General features: G+C 54.9%; 18 protein-coding genes and 1 tRNA gene. 16 read left to right on the forward strand and 3 right to left on the reverse strand.

Translation table 11 applies throughout. From position 1 onward, the window contains the following. Positions 1-33 precede the first annotated feature (33 nt). From BW958_RS03760 to BW958_RS03775, 4 genes are all read left to right on the forward strand, one after another. On the forward strand, positions 34-468 hold the full coding sequence (locus BW958_RS03760) for a hotdog fold thioesterase (protein WP_076574393.1): 435 nt from the start codon (positions 34-36) through the stop codon (positions 466-468). Positions 469-638: 170 nt separating this feature from the next. Beyond that, the gene (locus tag BW958_RS03765) at positions 639-2,531 is read left to right on the forward strand and encodes a DEAD/DEAH box helicase (protein WP_076574394.1); all 1,893 of its coding nucleotides are present in this window, start codon (positions 639-641) and stop codon (positions 2,529-2,531) included. A gap of 234 nt (positions 2,532-2,765) precedes the next feature. Continuing rightward, positions 2,766-3,677 (forward strand): homocysteine S-methyltransferase family protein, encoded by a 912-nt coding sequence (locus tag BW958_RS03770; RefSeq protein WP_076574395.1) that lies wholly within the window; start codon positions 2,766-2,768, stop codon positions 3,675-3,677. Next, on the forward strand, positions 3,674-5,074 hold the full coding sequence (locus tag BW958_RS03775; RefSeq protein ID WP_076574396.1) for a basic amino acid/polyamine antiporter: 1,401 nt from the start codon (positions 3,674-3,676) through the stop codon (positions 5,072-5,074). The genes BW958_RS03770 and BW958_RS03775 overlap by 4 nt, the downstream gene beginning before the upstream one ends. A 70-nt stretch (positions 5,075-5,144) precedes the next feature. On the opposite strand, the gene BW958_RS03780 is transcribed toward BW958_RS03775, so the two are convergent. From BW958_RS03780 to BW958_RS03790, 3 genes are all read right to left on the reverse strand, one after another. Continuing rightward, complete coding sequence (locus BW958_RS03780) at positions 5,145-5,888, reverse strand: amino acid ABC transporter ATP-binding protein (RefSeq protein ID WP_076574397.1); 744 nt, start codon at positions 5,886-5,888, stop codon at positions 5,145-5,147. Next, positions 5,872-6,816 carry an amino acid ABC transporter permease gene (locus tag BW958_RS03785; protein ID WP_076574398.1) on the reverse strand — a complete coding sequence of 315 codons (945 nt, stop codon included), beginning with the start codon at positions 6,814-6,816 and terminating at the stop codon, positions 5,872-5,874. The genes BW958_RS03780 and BW958_RS03785 overlap by 17 nt, the downstream gene beginning before the upstream one ends. Positions 6,817-6,925: 109 nt before the next feature. After that, positions 6,926-7,705, reverse strand: coding sequence for a transporter substrate-binding domain-containing protein (locus BW958_RS03790; RefSeq protein WP_076574399.1), 780 nt, complete (start codon positions 7,703-7,705; stop codon positions 6,926-6,928). A gap of 407 nt (positions 7,706-8,112) precedes the next feature. Between BW958_RS03790 and BW958_RS03795 the strand changes: the two genes are divergently transcribed. The 12 genes from BW958_RS03795 (at position 8,113) to BW958_RS03850 (ending at position 17,837) form a co-directional block, all read left to right on the forward strand. Continuing rightward, positions 8,113-9,258 (forward strand): GGDEF domain-containing protein, encoded by a 1,146-nt coding sequence (locus BW958_RS03795; RefSeq protein WP_076574400.1) that lies wholly within the window; start codon positions 8,113-8,115, stop codon positions 9,256-9,258. Positions 9,259-9,371: 113 nt separating this feature from the next. After that, positions 9,372-9,824 (forward strand): type III secretion system chaperone family protein, encoded by a 453-nt coding sequence (locus BW958_RS03800; RefSeq protein WP_083687230.1) that lies wholly within the window; start codon positions 9,372-9,374, stop codon positions 9,822-9,824. A gap of 227 nt (positions 9,825-10,051) precedes the next feature. Further along, positions 10,052-10,139: transfer RNA gene (locus BW958_RS03805), tRNA-Ser, on the forward strand. Between the two features lie 560 nt (positions 10,140-10,699). Beyond that, positions 10,700-11,119: a PPC domain-containing DNA-binding protein gene (locus BW958_RS03810; protein WP_179078813.1), complete on the forward strand. Its 420-nt coding sequence runs from the start codon at positions 10,700-10,702 to the stop codon at positions 11,117-11,119. 23 nt (positions 11,120-11,142) lie between these two features. Then, positions 11,143-11,721 carry an ECF transporter S component gene (locus BW958_RS03815; RefSeq protein WP_076574401.1) on the forward strand — a complete coding sequence of 193 codons (579 nt, stop codon included), beginning with the start codon at positions 11,143-11,145 and terminating at the stop codon, positions 11,719-11,721. Between the two features lie 14 nt (positions 11,722-11,735). Continuing rightward, positions 11,736-12,425, forward strand: coding sequence for an energy-coupling factor transporter transmembrane component T (locus BW958_RS03820; RefSeq protein ID WP_218641733.1), 690 nt, complete (start codon positions 11,736-11,738; stop codon positions 12,423-12,425). After that, the gene (locus tag BW958_RS03825) at positions 12,419-13,156 is read left to right on the forward strand and encodes an energy-coupling factor ABC transporter ATP-binding protein (protein WP_076574403.1); all 738 of its coding nucleotides are present in this window, start codon (positions 12,419-12,421) and stop codon (positions 13,154-13,156) included. The genes BW958_RS03820 and BW958_RS03825 overlap by 7 nt, the downstream gene beginning before the upstream one ends. Before the next feature lie 8 nt (positions 13,157-13,164). Next, positions 13,165-13,860, forward strand: a complete 696-nt coding sequence (locus BW958_RS03830; RefSeq protein WP_076574404.1) for an energy-coupling factor ABC transporter ATP-binding protein — start codon at positions 13,165-13,167, stop codon at positions 13,858-13,860. Between the two features lie 406 nt (positions 13,861-14,266). Continuing rightward, a complete protein-coding gene (locus BW958_RS03835) occupies positions 14,267-15,316 on the forward strand; it encodes an ABC transporter substrate-binding protein (protein WP_076574405.1) in 1,050 nt (349 codons plus the stop codon). After that, entirely contained in the window at positions 15,313-16,311 is a 999-nt protein-coding gene (locus BW958_RS03840; protein ID WP_076574406.1) for a FecCD family ABC transporter permease, read from the forward strand. The genes BW958_RS03835 and BW958_RS03840 overlap by 4 nt, the downstream gene beginning before the upstream one ends. Before the next feature lie 4 nt (positions 16,312-16,315). Continuing rightward, positions 16,316-17,065, forward strand: coding sequence for an ABC transporter ATP-binding protein (locus tag BW958_RS03845; RefSeq protein ID WP_218641735.1), 750 nt, complete (start codon positions 16,316-16,318; stop codon positions 17,063-17,065). Between the two features lie 10 nt (positions 17,066-17,075). Continuing rightward, positions 17,076-17,837: a substrate-binding domain-containing protein gene (locus tag BW958_RS03850; RefSeq protein ID WP_076574408.1), complete on the forward strand. Its 762-nt coding sequence runs from the start codon at positions 17,076-17,078 to the stop codon at positions 17,835-17,837. Positions 17,838-18,078 lie beyond the last annotated feature (241 nt).

Genomic DNA, 18,078 nt, shown 5'->3' on the forward strand with positions numbered 1-18,078 from the left:
GGGCAAGGCCCTTACTCATCACGAGCAGATATCATGTCCATCTGGAAAAAACCTGTCAGCCTTGAGGGGCTGGAAGCGAGCTCTCGCAACACGCTGATGGCTCATCTGGATATTCACTACACCGGGTTTGGCGATGACTGGATTGCTGCCAGCATGCCGGTGGACAGCCGCACCCATCAACCGCTGGGCATGCTGCACGGCGGTGCCTCGGTGGTATTGGCCGAAACCCTGGGGTCGATTGCCGCCAACATGTCGGTTGATAACGGGCACTACTGCGTCGGTCTTGATATCAATGCCAACCACATCCGCGCCAAGCGCGAAGGGGTGGTCACTGGCATCACCCGACCGGTGCATCTGGGGGCCACCACCCAGGTGTGGCAGATTGAAATCAAGGACGAGCGTGACCGACTGATCTGCACCAGCCGCATTACCATGGCGGTGCTCAAGGCCAAGCGGGAAGAGGCATAATCCCCCTCTTGGGGGGTAACAGTGGCAAGCTTTTGGAAGAGGCATATACTTGGCTAAGTCGCTGCGATACTTGTCACATTTTTCAAGACAGGACAGCAAATTGGCGATATAATCCCCGGCCTTTTTGCATTATTCGCGGTGTGAACCGCCTGCCTAACCTGGAAGAATCTATGTCTGATACCGAACAATTGCCCTTGTTTGACGAGCTCGGATTGGCCGCGCCCATTCTCAAAGCACTTCATGACGTGGGCTATGAGCGTCCGTCCCCGATCCAAGCCGCTGCCATTCCACCTCTGTTGGCCGGCCACGATCTGCTGGGACAGGCCCAGACCGGTACAGGGAAGACCGCAGCCTTTGCACTTCCGCTTTTGTCGCGCTTGGAGGCCGGCAACCGCGCAACCCAGATTCTGGTGCTCGCTCCGACTCGTGAGCTGGCCATCCAGGTTTCCGAGGCGTGCCAGCGTTACGCTCACCACCTGACCGATTTCCAAGTGCTGCCCATCTATGGCGGCTCCTCCTATGACACCCAGATCCGCGCACTGCGCCGTGGTGTGCAGGTCGTTGTCGGTACTCCGGGCCGCGTGATGGACCTTATTCGTCGCAAAAACCTGGATCTCTCCGGCCTCAAGGCGCTGGTCCTCGACGAAGCGGACGAAATGCTGCGCATGGGCTTTATCGACGACGTGGACTGGATCATGGATCAGTGCCCGGCCGGTCGTCAGGTTGCCCTGTTCTCCGCCACCATGCCGGATCAGATCCGTCGTGTTGCCCAGAAGCACCTGAAGAATCCGAAAGAGGTCAAGATTGCGTCCAAGACCGCAACTGCGACCACCATTCGCCAGCGCTACTGGCAGGTCACTGGCACCCACAAGCTGGAAGCCATGACCCGTCTGCTGGAAGTGGAATCCTACGAAGCCCTGCTGGTGTTCGTGCGCACCAAAAACGCCGCCGAAGAGCTGGCTGGCAAGCTGGCTGCCCGCGGTCACGCCTGTGAAGCCCTGCACGGTGACATTCCGCAGAAGCTGCGTGAGCGTACCGTTGAGAAGCTGCGTCAAGGCCAGCTGGACATCCTGATCGCCACCGACGTGGTCGCCCGTGGTCTGGACGTTGAGCGTATCACCCACGTCGTCAACTATGACATTCCGTACGACACCGAGTCCTACGTACACCGTATCGGTCGTACCGGTCGTGCCGGTCGTAAGGGTGAAGCGATTCTGTTTGTGGCTCCGCGTGAGCGCCGTATGCTGCGCGCCATCGAGCACGCCACACGTCAAAGCATCGAGCCGATGAAGATGCCGACCATGGCTGACATCAACCAGCACCGCATGGCCAAGTTCAAGGAGCGTATCCGCGAAACCATGCTGGGCGAAGAGCTCGACAACTATTACGAACTCATTAACGAGCTGGTCTCGGAAGATGAGTGTGATCCGATTGAACTGGCTGCCGCTCTGGCCAAGCTGGTACAAGGTGATCAGCCGCTGCTGCTCGACGAATCCAAGCCGGATCCGCTGCTCTCCCAGCCGCCCCGCGAATTCGAGCGCCGTGAACAGCGTGATTTTGGTGATCGCGGTGAGCGCGACTTCTCCCGTAGCAATGATCGTGGCGATCGTCCTGCCCGTCGTATGCCGGATCTTGCCCCGCGGCCGCTTAAAGACAACCCGGACATGCAGATGGAGCGCTTCCGCGTGGAAGTCGGTTCCCATCACGGCGTCAAGCCGGGCCAGATCGTGGGCGCTATCGCCAACGAAGCCAACCTCGAGAGCCGCTACATCGGTAACATCGAGATTGCTGACGACTTCTCCACTGTCGACCTGCCCCGTGGCATGAGCGCCGAGGTGATGGAAGTGCTGCGCCGTGCTCGTGTGTGCCAGCGTCCGCTGATGATCACCCCCTATACCGAAGTGCCGGAAGGGACCCGCAGCGCCGCACCGCGTCAGTTCCGTGGCGACCGTACGTTCAACAAAGAGCGTCGTCCGTTCAAGGAGCGTCGTGACAACCAGCGTGAAGGTGGTTACGACAAGAATCGCAAGTTTGGTAACAAGCGCCGCGACAACAACTCATAAATGAGTTGAGTTCACATGCCAAAGGGCCGATCAGATGATCGGCCCTTTGTTTTTCTGCGCTTGCTGCACGATACGCAGCAATCAGTCGTCACCGAAAAAGCAATTTGTCGTGACGGGGAAACAGGGAGGGGAAGGTGATTGCGTTCACGTTATTGATAGGGCAAGATGTTTGGACGTCTAAACATCTGAATGTTTGGGTGTCCTATCAATAACAATCATACGCCGGAGAGCATCATGAGTGACAGACAAGGGGTTGACGTTCTGGATGGAGGCATGGGTCGAGAGCTGGCGCGTCGCGGCGCTCCGTTCCGCCAGCCGGAGTGGTCGGCGTTGGCCTTGATCGAGGCACCAGAGACAGTCAGCGCTGTGCATGAGAGCTATGCACAAAGCGGTGCGCGCGTCATTACCAGTAACAGCTATGCGCTGGTACCGTTCCACATTGGTGAAGCGCGTTTTGCCCGTGACGGTGCAACGTTGGCTGCTTTGGCGGGTCGTCTGGCGCGTGAGGTAGCGGATCGTCACCCGGGTGTTCGTGTGGCTGGCTCGCTGCCGCCGCTGTTTGGCTCTTATCGTGCCGATCTCTATCAACCGGAGCGGGTACGCGAGCTGGCCACCCCTTTGATTGCGGCCCTTTCTCCCAGCGTGGATATCTGGCTCACCGAAACCATGAGCCTGATTGCCGAGCCGCTGGCCTATCGCGCGCTGTTGCCGGATGACGGTAAGCCGTTTTGGGTGTCGTTCACCTTGGAAGACGAGCATCCCCATGCCGAGCCGCGCCTGCGCTCGGGCGAGCCGGTGAGCGCCGCTGTTCGTGCACTGGTCGAGGCCGGCGCATCCGCGATTCTGTTTAACTGCTGTCAGCCCGAGGTCATTGGGGCAGCGTTGGCGGAAGCCACCGCAACCCTGAACATGCTTGAGCGCAGCGACGTGCGTCTGGGCGCTTACGCCAATGCCTTCCCGCCGCAACCTAAAGAAGCGACTGCCAATGATGGTTTGGACGAGATCCGTGATGACCTGGGCCCGCGTGACTATCTGGAGTGGGCCGAGCGCTGGCAACGCCAGGGCGCTAGCCTGATTGGCGGCTGCTGCGGCATTGGCCCGGAGCACATTGCGGCGCTCAGTGAACGTTTCAAGGAGCCGGCATGAGCGAACGCAAGATTGGACTCTGGTCGCTGACCGCACTGGTTTTTAGCTCCATGGTGGGCGCCGGGGTCTTCAGCCTGCCGCAGAATATGGCAGCGGTAGCTGGCGTCAATGCAGTGCTGATCGGCTGGGTGGTGACCGGTGTTGGCATCCTGGCGCTGGCCGCCTGTTTTCTCTATCTATCCCGGCTGCGACCACAACTTGATGGTGGCATCTACAGCTATGCCCGTGAAGGGTTTGGCGATCTGGTCGGTTTTTTCAGTGCCTGGGGCTACTGGCTCTGTGCCACCATCGGTGTCGTCGGCTATCTGGTGGTGGCGTTTGCCGCGCTCAGCAGCTTTGTCGATACGCCGCAATACACCTGGTTTGGTGAGGGAAACACCGTTTGGGCCTTCCTTGGTGAGTCATGCATCCTGTGGGGGGTGCATCTGTTGGTAGTGCGCGGCATTCGCCAGGCGGCGCTGTTTAATCTGGTCGCGACGCTGGCAAAGAGCCTGCCGCTGCTGATCTTTATCGCCTTGGCCTGCTACTGGTTTGACCCGGTCGTGTTCCATGCCGATGTGCAAGGGGAGAGCCTGGCCCAGCCGGTCTCCGAGCAGGTGCGTAACACCATGCTGATCACCCTGTGGGTCTTTACCGGTATCGAAGGGGCGGCGGTGCTGTCGGCGCGGGCACGCAGCAAGCGTGACGTAGGCCGTGCCACTGTGCTTGGCGTGTTGCTGGCACTGGCGCTCTATGTGCTGGTCTCGGTGCTCTCGCTCGGTATTCTGGGGCGCCCTGAGCTGGCTGCGCTCAGCAACCCTTCTATGGCCGGGCTGATGGCGCACATGAGCGGTCACTGGGGCAAGGTGGTGATCAGCCTCGGCCTGATTGTCTCGGTGCTGGCCTCGTATGTGAGCTGGACGCTGTTTGCCGCCGAGGTGCCTTATAGCGCCGCGCAGCGTGGCGCCTTCCCGGCGGTGTTTAAGCAGCAGAACGAATCCGGTACGCCGGTCGCCTCGCTCTGGCTCACCAGCCTCACGGTTCAGGGATGCCTGCTGTTGGTGTGGCTGCTTGGCAAGGGGTATACCAACCTGCTGCTGGTCTCCACCTCGATGATTTTGGTGCCCTATTTCCTGATTGGTGCCTACCTGCTCAAGCTGTCGCTGGCGGGCGAGGGCGATCTTAAAGTGCGCATCGCGGCGCTGCTGGCCACTGTCTACGGTCTGTGGCTGCTCTATGCGGCGGGAGTGGAATATCTGCTGCTCTCGATTCTGCTCTACGGACCGGGCCTGCTTTTGTTCCTGCATACCCGCAGAAAGCTGGGCCTGCCTCTGGGTGGCCGTGAGCGGCTGCTGGCAGGGATCACGCTGGTCGCACTACTTCCTGCGCTTTGGAGTTTCGGTCAGCAGCTTTCGTAATCACCACGCGAAGTAATAAGAAGGGGAGCCATCACGGCTCCCCTTCTGTTTATGACATGTTGCTAGCAGCTTATAGCACTTGGCTTAAAAAGCGTTGCAGCCGCTCCGAGGCGGGGGTGTCGAAAAACGCTTCGGGCGTGTCATCGACCAGCAGCTCACCGTTTTCCATAAACAGCACCCGGTCGGCCACTTCGCGAGCAAAGCCCATTTCGTGGGTAACCACCACCATGGTCATGCCATCGCGTGCCAGGCTCTTCATGACTTCGAGCACTTCACCCACCATTTCCGGGTCGAGCGCACTGGTTGGCTCATCAAACAGCATGATGCGCGGTTGCATAGCCAGGGCGCGGGCGATCGCCACCCGCTGCTGCTGGCCGCCGGAGAGCTGGGACGGGTAGCTCTCGGCCTTGTTCGACAAACCTACTTTGAGCAGCAGTGCCTTGGCCCGGTCCTCGGCATCTTTACGCGACAGGCCGCGAACCTTCTGCGGAGCAAGGCAGATATTTTCAAGCACAGTTAGATGCGGGAACAGGTTGAAGGACTGGAACACCATGCCCACCTCTTCACGCAACTTGTTGACGTTACCGGGCTCGGTCAGGCTGATGCCATCGACCACGATGGAGCCATCGTTGATGGTCTCAAGCTGGTTAAGCGTGCGCAGAAAGGTCGATTTGCCCGAGCCGCTCGGGCCGACAATCACCACCACTTCCCCTTCTGCCACCTGGGTGGTGACGTTTTTCAGGGCATGCACAGCCGTGCCGTAAAACTTCTCGACGCCCTCGGCGTAGATGATGGGATCAGTTGCTTTTTGCATATTTCACCTCGAGGCGACGAACTAGGAACGACAGGGTACCGGTGAGCAGCAGATAGAGCAGGGCCACGGTAAACCAGACCTCGAACGGGCTGAAGGTAGAGCTGACCACTTCGCGACCGGCCTTGGTGAGATCGGTAATCGAGATGACCGACACCAGGGAGGAGTCCTTGATAAGGTTGATGAATTGACCCGCCAGTGGCGGCAGTACACGCTTGAACGCCTGGGGCAGAATGACGTAACGCATGGTCTGCCCGGCGGTCATGCCAAGGCTGCGCCCTGCTTCCATCTGCCCTTTGTGAATGGAGCTGATACCGGCACGCACGATTTCGGCCACATAAGCGCCGGTAAAGACCGCCAGCGCGGCGACCCCGGCCGTGAAGCGATCGAGGTTTAACACGGTGCCGATAAAGAAATAGACGATAAAGATCTGCACCAGCAGCGGGGTGCCGCGGATGATCTCGATGTAGGTCACCGACAGATTGCGCAGCGCCGGGTTGTGCGACAGACGCGCCAGCCCGGTCAGTGTTCCCAGAATGATGGCAACGATGCCGGAGAAGAAGGATAGCTTGACGGTGACCCAAACACCCATGGCAATCGGGCCTGCAGTCCACTCTTTGTGACTATCGAGCGCGTCACCGCGAAAGACGGTATCCCCTTCAGCAACCACGGCACCCTCGGCCGCGACGGCCTGGCGATGCTTGGCATCCTGATCATCTTGCAGCCACAGCGCGCCCTTGTCGGCGACGATGGTGCCGTCAAATTCGGCAAAGCTCTTTTGCTCGGTTTGATAGACGATGTATTGGGGGATCCGCTCCCAGCGCCAGGTGTAATTGACGGCCTGAACGGCTTGATAAATTCCAAGGCCAACGAGCAGCATCAAAAAAGCAAACACGCCATGCCACAGTAACGGGTGGGGGCGCTTTTCCATCTGGCGTACAGGTTTTGTGCTCGGCACTATGACAACCTCTTGTTCTTACTAACGAAAATATTGTTATTGAGCGATAAGGGCGGCCAGTGGCCGCCCTTGCAAGACGTGCTTACTTGAGTTGCTTGAGCCAGTCGGTGGACTCAAACCACTTCTTGTAGAGGCGATCATAGCTACCGTCGCCCTTGATTTGACGCAGGTAGTTGTTCAGCCAGTTGATAAAATCTGCATCACCTTTGCGCACGGCCCAGGCCAGCGGCTCGAAAGTGAAGGGCTTGTCGAGGTGCACCACGGCGCCCACGTTTTGCGAGGCAAACACGGCGTTGTAGGGCAGGTCGTAAACAAAGGCATCTACCTTGCCGTTGATCACTTCCAGCTTGGCATCGTCCTGGGTTTCAAATTGGAAGATCTGAGCCTTCGGGATCAGACGCTTGACGGCTTCTTCCCCGGTGGTACCGAGCTTGACGGCAATCTTGTACTTCGGATCGTTCAGGTCTTGGAAGGACTTGATGGTGCCAGCCAGATCCTTGCGCAGCACGATGGTCTGACCCACTACGATGTAGGGATCGGCAAAGTTCACGCGCAGGTTACGTTGGGGAGTGACGGTCATGCCGCCCATGATGACGTCAAATTTGTCGGTCAGCAGCGCCGGGATGATACCGTCCCATGCCGTGTTCACGAACTCGACCTTGACGCCCATGTCCTTGGCAACTAGCTTGGCCAAGTCCACATCAAAACCGATGTATTGGCCTTGCTTGTTGGTCATTTCAAAGGGTTGGTAGCCTGCATCGAAACCAACACGCAGGGTGCCGCGCTTGAGGATGTCATCAACGGTACTGGCCTGGGCCAGACCGCAAAACAGTAATGCGGTAAGAATCAGCTTTTTTATCATTTTGACGTCTCTGTCGATGTTGTGTTCTGCCTTGAACCTGCGCCCACGCATTCCCTGTGAGAACAGCTGTCGCATCCGGCAACAGGCAAGACGGGAAGTGGCCTACGGCCAGCAACGAGATCACCGTTTTATGCAGCACAATATTGCGGAAGATTTGTTCAACTCCAGTTAAAACAGAGAGCTGTCACCCGCAAGAGCGACTTGCACAGCAATGATATCTCGATGATCCAACATATCTATCTCCGCTTGTCGGTGCAAGCCCTTACCTGCAGATTCGCCAGCATGAGTGGCGGTCAGTATGGGGGAGGACAAACGGTTCAGCGCTCACATATACTCCCGCCAGTTATGCCGGCTGGTAGATGGATGAAATGGAAATTTTTCTACTAAAACTAGATATTTATACACTTATGCTGCTGGCTCTATTCGGCTATCTGCTGGGTTTTCTGACCCTGTCGCTGACCTGGATGACGCACCGGGATATGCCTGGTACCGGGCTCTGGTGGTTGGGCAGCCTGCTGGCCGTGATCGGCCAGTCCGGATTTGCCATGCAATTGTTAACCACCTCAGCGGTTGGGTTGTGGGTCGGCAATGTGTTCTTGATTACCCATGTGGCGCTGATGGTGGCGTCGCTGCGTCGTTTCTTTGCTCTGCCGCCAGCCTGGCGAGTCTGGTGGGGGGGGGTGCTGGCATTTGCTGTGCTGATGGCGTGGGCGTTTTATGTCGAGTTGGCTGTCAGTGTGCGGATCGTTCTCTCCAGCCTGGCGTTTCTTGCGTGGGGCAGCACCAGCGTTTGGCTACTGTGGCAACACGGACGGGAGGATTCTCCTCTGGCCTCGCGGCTATTTATGGCCGTCATGGCGCTGATAATGGCGTTGACCCTGCTCAGAATGGGGCTGCTGTCGGTTGAAACGGTCGGCTCGCCATTTCGTCGACAACTGGTCAATGTGATTCCTTATATTTCCATGCTGGTGGGTGGGTATCTGAGTTCGATAGGATTTCTGCTGCTTTGCACCGAGCGGCGCAACATGATGCTGCGTGAGCTGGCCCTGCGTGATGCATTGACCGGTGTATTCAATCGGCGCGGATTACACCATGAACTCGGGCGTCAGCTGACCAACGAGCCCATGATGCTGGCTATGTTGGATTTGGACGATTTCAAACTGATCAACGACTGTTTTGGCCATGATACCGGAGATAGGGTGCTGCAAAGCGTGGCCCAAACGCTCTCGCAGCAACCCGGACTGCTTGTGGGCCGCTTTGGTGGTGAGGAGTTCGTCTTGCTTGCTCAGCGGCCTGATGGTAAGGCTGCCGCGTTGTGCCAGCACCTGTGCCGCGACATTGCTGATATGCGGATTGATGGATTGCCGATTACTGCGAGCATCGGCATGGATTGGCTGCAACCGGGCGAAACGCTGGATGAGGCGCTGCGCCGCGCCGACAAGGCGCTCTATCAGGCCAAACTGTCAGGCAAGAACCGGGTATGCGAATGGACAGCCGACCTGCCAGACGTAACGCGGGCCTCTGGTATGGCGATACCCCAATCATCGCCATAAAGGTGTGTGGCGCCGGGCAGTGTCGTCATTGCGGCCAAGGCGCTGAGATCTTCTGCTAGGGGGTATTTTGGTTTAGACTGCGCGCTCCATCCTGCAGAGTTCTTCTTCAAAGCATGAATATTCCCAGTTCTGAAATGGTGATGCGTTGGCTGCAGTCAGCCCGCATCGAGCACTATGTGTGTGATCAGTGCCATGGCATCCATATTGTGTCCCTGCAATCGGTTGATGGCGTGCAAGAGAGCAGGGTCTTTGTTGAAGAAGAGGGACTCTTGTTTTCAACCGAGCTGGAGCTTCGCCCTTCTGCACTGCTTCCTATGGTCGCGGACGTTGGCCGTTTGAATATGCAATACCCGTCGCTTAAGGTGTTTGTCGATGTGACCGATGACAGCCTGCCGCGTCTGGTGGTCGGCCATACCGTGTTTACCAAGGCGGGACTCTCGCTCGAGCAATTTATGCTGTTTGTAAACAGCACCATCGCGACCACCCATGAAGTGGTTGCCGAATGCGAACGTTTGGGTTATCTGAATCTCCCGGAAATCGAAGTGGGGACCAACTCCGTTCATTAATTGTTCGAACGCGCTCGAGCGGCGATAAATCTGTTGACGGGGGGAGGGTATTTCCCTAAAGTACGCCCCGTTCCGGCGCAGCAGCGTGCGTACCACGTGTTGACTGAACACGCTAAACAACAGATCAAAATTTGGTGAGGTGTCCGAGTGGCTGCACGTCGACAAGGTCGACATGAAAGCACGCATAGCGTGCTCCGCACAGCCACCATACTGAACTAACAAAATTTGGTGAGGTGTCCGAGTGGCTGAAGGAGCACGCCTGGAAAGTGTGTATACGGCAACGTATCGAGGGTTCGAATCCCTCCCTCACCGCCAAATAAAACAAAAAGGCCCTGTCGCAAGACAGGGTCTTTTTGTTTTATGCGGTGATGGGCGGACTTGGTTCGAACCCTGTTCGACCAAACGGCAGAACTGCCGTTTGGGACAGCTGCATGCTGCCCACAAGGCGAGCGCCAAGGATGGCGCGAGTCAATCCCGACCGGCGAGCAACACACCCGACCTCTTCAATGACTGCAAACCGGCCGGTGTCACAACAATGCCGATTGCTCTTCGGGCAGGTGGCTATGATGGTGACCACATTAGCATGTGGAATAATCTGGGGATCGCTCGCCCGGTGCGGCCAGATTTCCTTGAGGGCAACACTGTCACGGCCACTAACGACAAGCATTGTCTGACGCCTATGACAGCCATACCCATACCGACGTTTTTTATTGATTCTGATCACAAGGTATACTCGAGTTTACTCTTACTCTCCATCCTTGCTAACTCAATCGGGTGTCGTTCGGGCTTTCCAGTGTACTGGCCATCCTGTTTCTTCTAGCATCCTGTCTATCATTGCAAAAACAGTGATAAAGCGGGTCGTCAAGGAGTGTACCTTGCAGAATATACTTGCTTCCTCTGCCACTTTTTACTCTGTGCGCTTGTTGCCTGGCCAGGAATTATTGTCAGAGCTGCGAAGGGTGATGCAGACACGTCAACTGAGGGCTGCTTTTATTGCGGCAAGTGTCGGGAGTTTGACTGATGTCTCGTTGCGATTTGCAGGGCGAGCGGAATCAACCGTTTTCACCGGTAAGTTTGAGGTTATTTCGCTCAGTGGTACTCTGGATGAAAATGGTGAGCATTTACACCTGTGTATTTCTGATGAAGCGGGACGGATGTTCGGTGGCCATGTTTTGCCTGGTTGTTCAATTCGGACCACCCTCGAATTGGTGATTGGTGAGCTCACATCGGTCGTGTTCAATCGTGTACAGTGTGATTTATCTGGCTACGAAGAACTGGACATATCCAAGCGTTAAATAAATTTGTAAAAGGATAGTGTATGCGAAACTCATACTTATCGAGCCAAACACTGGTATTGATCGTGATCGCTATTGCCATCAACATGATTGGTGGGCAACTGGCATCCATGCTTAAGCTACCAATATTTCTAGATTCTATCGGTACTATTTTAAGCGCTGCATTGGCGGGTCCCTGGATTGGGCTCATTACAGGATTGTTGACCAACCTTATATGGGGAGTATTGACTGATCCTGTTGCTGCAGCCTTTGCTCCTGTGGCAATGGTGATTGGACTGGTAGCCGGTGTGCTGGCCAAAAGTGGCTGGTTTAAACATGGTGTGAAGGTGGTCTTGGCTGGGGTGCTGATTACCCTTGCTGTGACTATTATTGCGGTACCCATTCGCACCTATCTGTTTGGTGGTGTGACTGGGAGCGGGGCCGATTTCCTGGTGGCTTATGTGCACTCCATGGGTAATGATCTGATTGAATCGGTGGCACTCACGGTTTTAGGGGCTAATCTAATCGACAAGGTTCTGACTTGTGTTGTTGTCTGGTTACTGCTCGGGAAATTGCCGCAGCGTACCCTGCTGAAATTTCCGAACTACGCCACATCACGTTGATGCATCCCTTTACTGTGCTGACAATCTGGTTGGTAGGTGGTATTAGCACTCTGCTGATACCACTGAATTATTTACTTGTGGCAGTTAGCTTCAGCCTTTATGGCTTGTTGTTTTTTTGCAAGCGCACCAGAGCGCGAGCTAAGTATGTTACCTGGATTATGCTGCCTATGGCGGCAGGTTTATGGTTGGTCCACAGTGGTTGGTTGGCTCATTGGCTTACAGGTCAGCCGGTTGATGGCAATGCTATGCCAGGTGTCGTCGCTCTCTGGTTAAGGTTATTGGCGGTGATGTCGGGCGGTCAGATCATGTTACTGGCCATGCCAACCCGACGTTTTATTCGTGCTCTTTTCGCCAGTCGTCTTCCAATCAGTTTTGCTTATTTAATGGCAGGGCCATTGTTAATTGCCGAACAGCTACGTCAGCAGCTTGCTGCTATTCATGAGGCTCAGCTGGCCCGCGGCGTCCCGCTGGATGAAGGCTGGTATCAGCGGTTACGTTATATTCCTGCTCTGATTACGCCACTAGTTATGAATGAAATCAATGAACTATCTGTACGTGGTGCGGCGCTGGACATGCGTGCTTTTCGTCTTCATCGTCATCGTGTTACGTTGTGGGCACCACCGGATCCAATATGGCAGCAACGAGGGCGTTATTGTTTACTGATCGTAGGCCTCATTGAGCTGGGTGTGTGGTTGATATGGTAGAGCTTCAGGATCTTAGCTTTGCTTTTCCTGGGAGTGAGCCGTGTGTTGGCCCATTAAATTTTTCTGTGCGATCACCCGGTATTATTGGTTTTTTTGGTGGCAATGGTGCTGGTAAGAGTGTGTTGGCACAATTACTGGCTGGTTGTTATCCCGAGCATCTTTCTGGACGAATCCACGGACAGGCAAGAATATTAGGTGAAGCATCGCTGGGGGGGCGCCGGCTGGCTGAACAAGCCGCTCGGGTTCAGCTCGTTCAGCAGTCCCCACGCTTACAATTATCAGGTTGTACGTTCAGCGTTGAAGAAGAGATTGCCTTTGGTCCTGAAAATCTATGCCTGCCTACTGCCGAGATTTTAACCCGGCTTGATGAGGCACTTGAGTTGACAAAAACCGTTCATTTGAGAGAGCGTCATCCGTCCACCCTGTCAGGTGGTGAGGCTCAACGGGTTGTGATTGCCGGAGCATTGGCGATGTGCCCCCGCTTGTTATTGCTTGATGAAGCTTTTACCCGGTTAACACCCCATGCGACCGGCGAAATGCTGAGCATGCTTTTAGCTTGGGCTGAGACTCACCAAAGTGTCGTCATATTGTTTGAAAAACATATTTATCCAGCACTGGGATTTTGTATGAAGGGGGTGGTATTAGAACATGGTTCAATATTAGCTGAGGGTGGCGCTGAAGATATACTGCCGTATGCCAGTCAAGCTGGGGTTATTATTCATCATGGTTGATGAACACTATGTTAATCACTGAGCATCTGAGTTGGCTGTGGCCGGGCAATCTCGCACCTTGTATCAATGATCTATCACTTAATATTGCCGATGGGGAGTGGGTCGCGTTAGTTGGCGATAATGGCGCAGGAAAATCGACCCTACTGCGTTTACTTGCCGGTCTGCTGACTCCCCGCCAAGGCGTTGTTAAATTAGATGGCATGTCACTGACGTCACTGACAGCAAGGCAACGAGCCAGTCGTATTGGCGTATTGTTTCAAGAGGTGGAAAAACAGTTATTCCATAGTTCGGTATTTGATGAAGTCGCGTTCGGTCTGCATGCCCAACAATTACCAGTCCGTGATGTTCTGAGTCGAACTCACGAGGCGTTAGCGTTTTGTGGTCTTACCGATGTTGCCAAGTGTCACCCTTTGGATCTTAATGCCGGGCAACGACGGATGATAGCCGTTGCTGCTTTAATGGCCATGTCACCCGATGTGTTGCTCCTTGATGAACCAAGCCGTGACTTTGATAGCCATTGGCTGGTCGTCTTTGAGCGTTGGCTTGCTTATTGTAAAGGGCAGCCGTGTACGGTGCTTTGTATTAGTCACGACTATCATTTTATTCTGAAACACTTTCATCGTTGCATCCGGCTCGACCAGGGCGAAATAGTGCAAGACCAAGTGCCGAAGCATGTACTCGGTCATTCACCTCATCACCAATAATTATCAGCAATCAGCGGCCAAAAAAGGGATGGACTTGTTGGCTGTGATGGGCAGTAGTGGCATCTCAGTATCGGACTCTTTGTCAGCTCGCCTATACGCTGATGGATTTTAACCCGATTCATCACCCGGGTTGGACTGGCTGTTGACGGTATTGAGGCGTAGCATGCTGCCCCTCTGAGCTTTTTAATCTCATGCAAGCTAACGGCTGAACGTGTCAGTATTGAGTTAGGACACAGTGGCATATGCCGGTAATAGGTTCTGGCTCGCGTGATAGTGATTATTTAAGGAGCAGGAGATTAGCTTCTGTGTATGCATCTGGCGGATATCTATCAGCGCGACCTGATATGAAATGTTGTCTGTAGATGTTTTTCATCGTTAAAGGGCGTTGTTATCGGGAGTCTTCATCATGTTACGTCGTATCTCGGCATTACTACTGCTATCCCTTCTTTTTTCCCCAGTGACATGGGCTGATCGTCACGTTATTGACCAACTTGGCCGTAATGTAACCGTTCCTGATCACATCGAGCGCGCGGTGGTGTTGCAGCACCAGACGCTGAATTTATTGGTCCAACTTGGGGCGATGGATCAGGTGGTGGGGGTGCTTGGCTCTTGGAAAAAGCAACTGGGCTCAAACTATCTCAGACTGGCACCAACGCTGGCGACATTGCCTGAACCAGGCGATATCACGAGCGTGAACATGGAAAGTCTGCTTGCGTTACATCCCCAAGTGGTGTTTGTCGCCAACTATGCGCCATCTGCGATGATTGCCCAGATTGAGCAGGCCGGGATCCCAGTGGTGGGTATTTCCCTGCGGCGTGTCAGTGGTGACCAGGCTAACAAGCTCAACCCGACCCTTGCCAATGAAGATGAGGTTTATACCAACGGTTTGGTGGATGGTATTCGACTGATTGCACAAGTGATGGGACATACCGACCGGGCTGAGGCAATGATCAAGGATACATTGGCGGGCAGAGCCTTGGTGTCGCAACGGCTCAAGGATCTGAAACCTGACGCGCGTGTACGCGTATACATGGCTAATCCGGGGCTGACGACGTACGGCTCTGGCAAGTATACAGGCTTGATGATGGAGCACGCTGGTGCCAGCAACGTGGCAGCAAAGGATATCAAAGGGTATCAACAGGTATCTATCGAAGATGTACTGAAATGGAATCCTCAGGTCATTTTTGTGCAAGAGCGTTATCCCGAAGTCGTCGAGGAGATCACACACTCTGAGCAATGGCAAACCATTGATGCAGTCAAACATCATCGCATTTATTTGATGCCGGAATATGCCAAAGCCTGGGGCTATCCGATGCCCGAAGCCGTTGCCCTTGGTGAGTTGTGGATGGCCAAGACACTCTATCCTACGCGGTTTAGCGATATCTCTTTGCAGCAACAGGTCGATCATTATTATCAGCGGTACTACCACGCAACCTGCTGCGCTGCCAAGTCGTGAAATTCTGGTGGTTGGCGCCACTGTGTCTGCTTGCCGCGGTCTATTCGCTGACATTGGGACACTATAGCGTCTGCGTCGAAAAGGTCGGTTGGCTAATACTCAACCCGCTTTCGCCAAGTGGTGATGAGGATGCCGTGGCGCGTCAGGTGGTGTTAATGGTGCGTCTTCCTCGTGTGCTGATGGCGTTTGGGGCCGGAGCGACCCTTGCGTTGGCTGGCGCTGCGTTGCAGGGGGTGTTTCGAAATCCACTGGTGGATCCCCATATTATTGGTGTTTCTTCTGGGGCGGCGTTGGGCGGGGCCTTGGCGATTTTGTTTGGGCTCTCTTCCTGGTTGCTATTAGGACTCTCCCTTATGGGCGGAATTACCTCGTTACTGTGTGTTTTTATACTCGGTGGTGGCGCGCAAAAAAGGGGAGGGTTGTTGTCCCTGGTTTTGGCAGGATTGATCGTCAGTGGTTTTTTCTCCGCCTGTGTGAGTCTGGTGCAATATCTGGCGGACAGTGAGGAGACGCTGCCCAGCATTGTATTCTGGTTGCTCGGCAGTTTTGCTACAGCCTCTTTTGCCAAACTCGCCATCCTCTATATCCCGCTATTGTTGGCTGGAGGCATTTTGTTGGTATTGAGGTGGCGGTTGAATCTTCTCTCCCTCGATGATGTAGATGCCCGTGCGCTTGGCATCAATACCGGGTATCTCAGGTGGTGGATTATCTTACTGTGTGCGTTGCTCGTGGCCGCTCAGGTTGCCGTGAGTGGCGCTATCGCTTGGGTGGGGCTGGTAGTTCCTCACTTGGCGCGGCAACTTGGAGGGCCGGATCATCGACGTCTGCTGCCGCTCTCGGCTGGCTTGGGTGGGCTCTATATGCTGCTTATCGATGATCTGGCCCGAACATTAAGCCAAGGGGAGATCCCTCTTGGCATACTCACAGCACTGATCGGTGCGCCTCTGTTTGCTGGAGTGTGGTTGCAGCGTCAACGGATGATGTGGCATGAGTGATCGTTTGCTGGTTGTTGAACATCTTGAGATGGGGTGGAAGCGGCAAGCGCCTCTATTTAGTGATCTCTCCTTTGACTTGGCGGCTGGTTGCGTGCTGGCACTGCTTGGTCCCAATGGCAGTGGCAAGAGTACACTGCTTGCCATCCTGCTCGGCCAATGCCAACCCACGGCAGGCCACATTTTTAAGCCCACGGCGATAGGTTATGTACCCCAGCACTTTCGTTTACCTTTTTCCTATCGGGTGATAGATGTGGTTCTTATGGGGCGAGCCAGTGCTTTGGCCTGGTATCAAAGCCCCTCAGTGCGCGATCAGCAATGTGCGCTGGAAGCATTAGAGCAGGTAAATATTCGACAACTGGCCGAGGTTGAGTTCGCTCGTCTTTCAGGAGGACAACAGCAGTTGGTTCTGATTGCGCGTGCTCTGGTCACCCGTTGTGATCTGCTGTTGCTCGATGAGCCGACTTCGGCGCTGGATTTACGCCATCAGGATCAAACATTGACGCTGCTTGATCATCTGGCGAAACAACAAGGCATGGGCATTGTATTTACGACGCATCAGCCAAGTCACGCGCTAGCCATCGCCGACAAGGTGCTACTTCTGGGTGAGCATAAACCGCTGCAGGGGCCTCCCGACGAGGTGCTGACTCCGGCCATTTTAAGTCGTTTGTTCGGCCTTCCGATCGCTCGGGTCTGTTTGCCAGAAGAGGGCGGGGTTTCACGCTCGGTGTTGGTTCCACGCTACACGCGTTTTTGAGGATAAGAGTATGCAGCAGATTGAGCTCTACAGCGCAGGCAGTTTACGCTTGGCATTTGGCGAACTGCTTGCAGCCTTTCGGCAGGCAGGCGGATGTCAGGTCAACGCCAAATTTGCGCCAGCGGGGCTGCTGCGACAGGAGATTGAAGCCGGCGCTAGGCCAGCGTTATTTGCATCTGCCAATCTGTCCCATCCGGAGCACCTGCGTGCAATCGGGTTGACAGCCGATGTGCAGCCCTTTGCCAGCAATACCTTGGCGCTGTGTGTTCGCACTGAACAACAAGACCAACAGGGATTACTAAGCGAACGCAGTGTAGTGGCACTACTGTGCGATGAGCACCTGCGTGTTGCCACGTCTACCCCAGGTTGTGATCCTTCGGGCGACTATACTTGGCAACTTTTTGAGCGTCTTGAGGCTCTGAGCCCTGGTGCAGGACGCAAATTGGCCGCGCGAGCATTAACGCTGGTTGGCGGTCCGACGAGTCAGTTACCTTCGGGACGACTGGCTGCCGAATGGGTTCTGGGCAATCAGTTGGCCGACCTCTATATCGGTTATGCCAGCTATGCCAGGGCACTGGCTGCCTATCCACAGATCAGGATGCTGACTCTCCCATCCGAATTATCGATTCGCGCGGACTATGGGTTGTGTTTACTGGGTCAGCCCTCACCCGAGGCTTGTGAGCTGTACCAGTTTATCTTGGGCCCTCAGGGGCAAGCGATCATCCAACAACATGGTTTGATGCCGTTAAGTTCGTTGGACAAAGAGAGCTGATATGCGATAAAAGCATTATTAATCATTGAGTTATATTTTCCCAATAACGCCGTAGGTATGCTGGCTTTATCCAGTTCTAAGCAGCATGGCCACGCTCCTTTGTGAGCAATGGTCAGGTGAATATCCTCTCCATAAGTTCATTTGTTACACCCATGGCGTGGGTTCGTTTGAGTTATTTTTTTGGTTGTTCTGAAAGATTGAGAGCTCTTTTATTTAAATATAAATGATAATGATTCGTATC

This window comes from Aeromonas sp. RU39B, from assembly GCF_900156095.1.
GTDB lineage: Bacteria > Pseudomonadota > Gammaproteobacteria > Enterobacterales > Aeromonadaceae > Aeromonas.

What these genes read in the sequence shown, in the direction of transcription:
- BW958_RS03760 (WP_076574393.1), top strand. Translation starts at nt 34, where the DNA reads ATGTCCATCTGGAAAAAACCTGTCAGCCTTGAGGGGCTGGAAGCGAGC.
- BW958_RS03765 (WP_076574394.1), top strand. Translation starts at nt 639, where the DNA reads ATGTCTGATACCGAACAATTGCCCTTGTTTGACGAGCTCGGATTGGCC.
- BW958_RS03770 (WP_076574395.1), top strand. Translation starts at nt 2,766, where the DNA reads ATGAGTGACAGACAAGGGGTTGACGTTCTGGATGGAGGCATGGGTCGA.
- BW958_RS03775 (WP_076574396.1), top strand. Translation starts at nt 3,674, where the DNA reads ATGAGCGAACGCAAGATTGGACTCTGGTCGCTGACCGCACTGGTTTTT.
- BW958_RS03780 (WP_076574397.1), bottom strand. Translation starts at nt 5,888, where the DNA reads ATGCAAAAAGCAACTGATCCCATCATCTACGCCGAGGGCGTCGAGAAG.
- BW958_RS03785 (WP_076574398.1), bottom strand. Translation starts at nt 6,816, where the DNA reads ATGGAAAAGCGCCCCCACCCGTTACTGTGGCATGGCGTGTTTGCTTTT.
- BW958_RS03790 (WP_076574399.1), bottom strand. Translation starts at nt 7,705, where the DNA reads ATGATAAAAAAGCTGATTCTTACCGCATTACTGTTTTGCGGTCTGGCC.
- BW958_RS03795 (WP_076574400.1), top strand. Translation starts at nt 8,113, where the DNA reads ATGCTGCTGGCTCTATTCGGCTATCTGCTGGGTTTTCTGACCCTGTCG.
- BW958_RS03800 (WP_083687230.1), top strand. Translation starts at nt 9,372, where the DNA reads ATGAATATTCCCAGTTCTGAAATGGTGATGCGTTGGCTGCAGTCAGCC.
- BW958_RS03815 (WP_076574401.1), top strand. Translation starts at nt 11,143, where the DNA reads ATGCGAAACTCATACTTATCGAGCCAAACACTGGTATTGATCGTGATC.
- BW958_RS03825 (WP_076574403.1), top strand. Translation starts at nt 12,419, where the DNA reads ATGGTAGAGCTTCAGGATCTTAGCTTTGCTTTTCCTGGGAGTGAGCCG.
- BW958_RS03830 (WP_076574404.1), top strand. Translation starts at nt 13,165, where the DNA reads ATGTTAATCACTGAGCATCTGAGTTGGCTGTGGCCGGGCAATCTCGCA.
- BW958_RS03835 (WP_076574405.1), top strand. Translation starts at nt 14,267, where the DNA reads ATGTTACGTCGTATCTCGGCATTACTACTGCTATCCCTTCTTTTTTCC.
- BW958_RS03850 (WP_076574408.1), top strand. Translation starts at nt 17,076, where the DNA reads ATGCAGCAGATTGAGCTCTACAGCGCAGGCAGTTTACGCTTGGCATTT.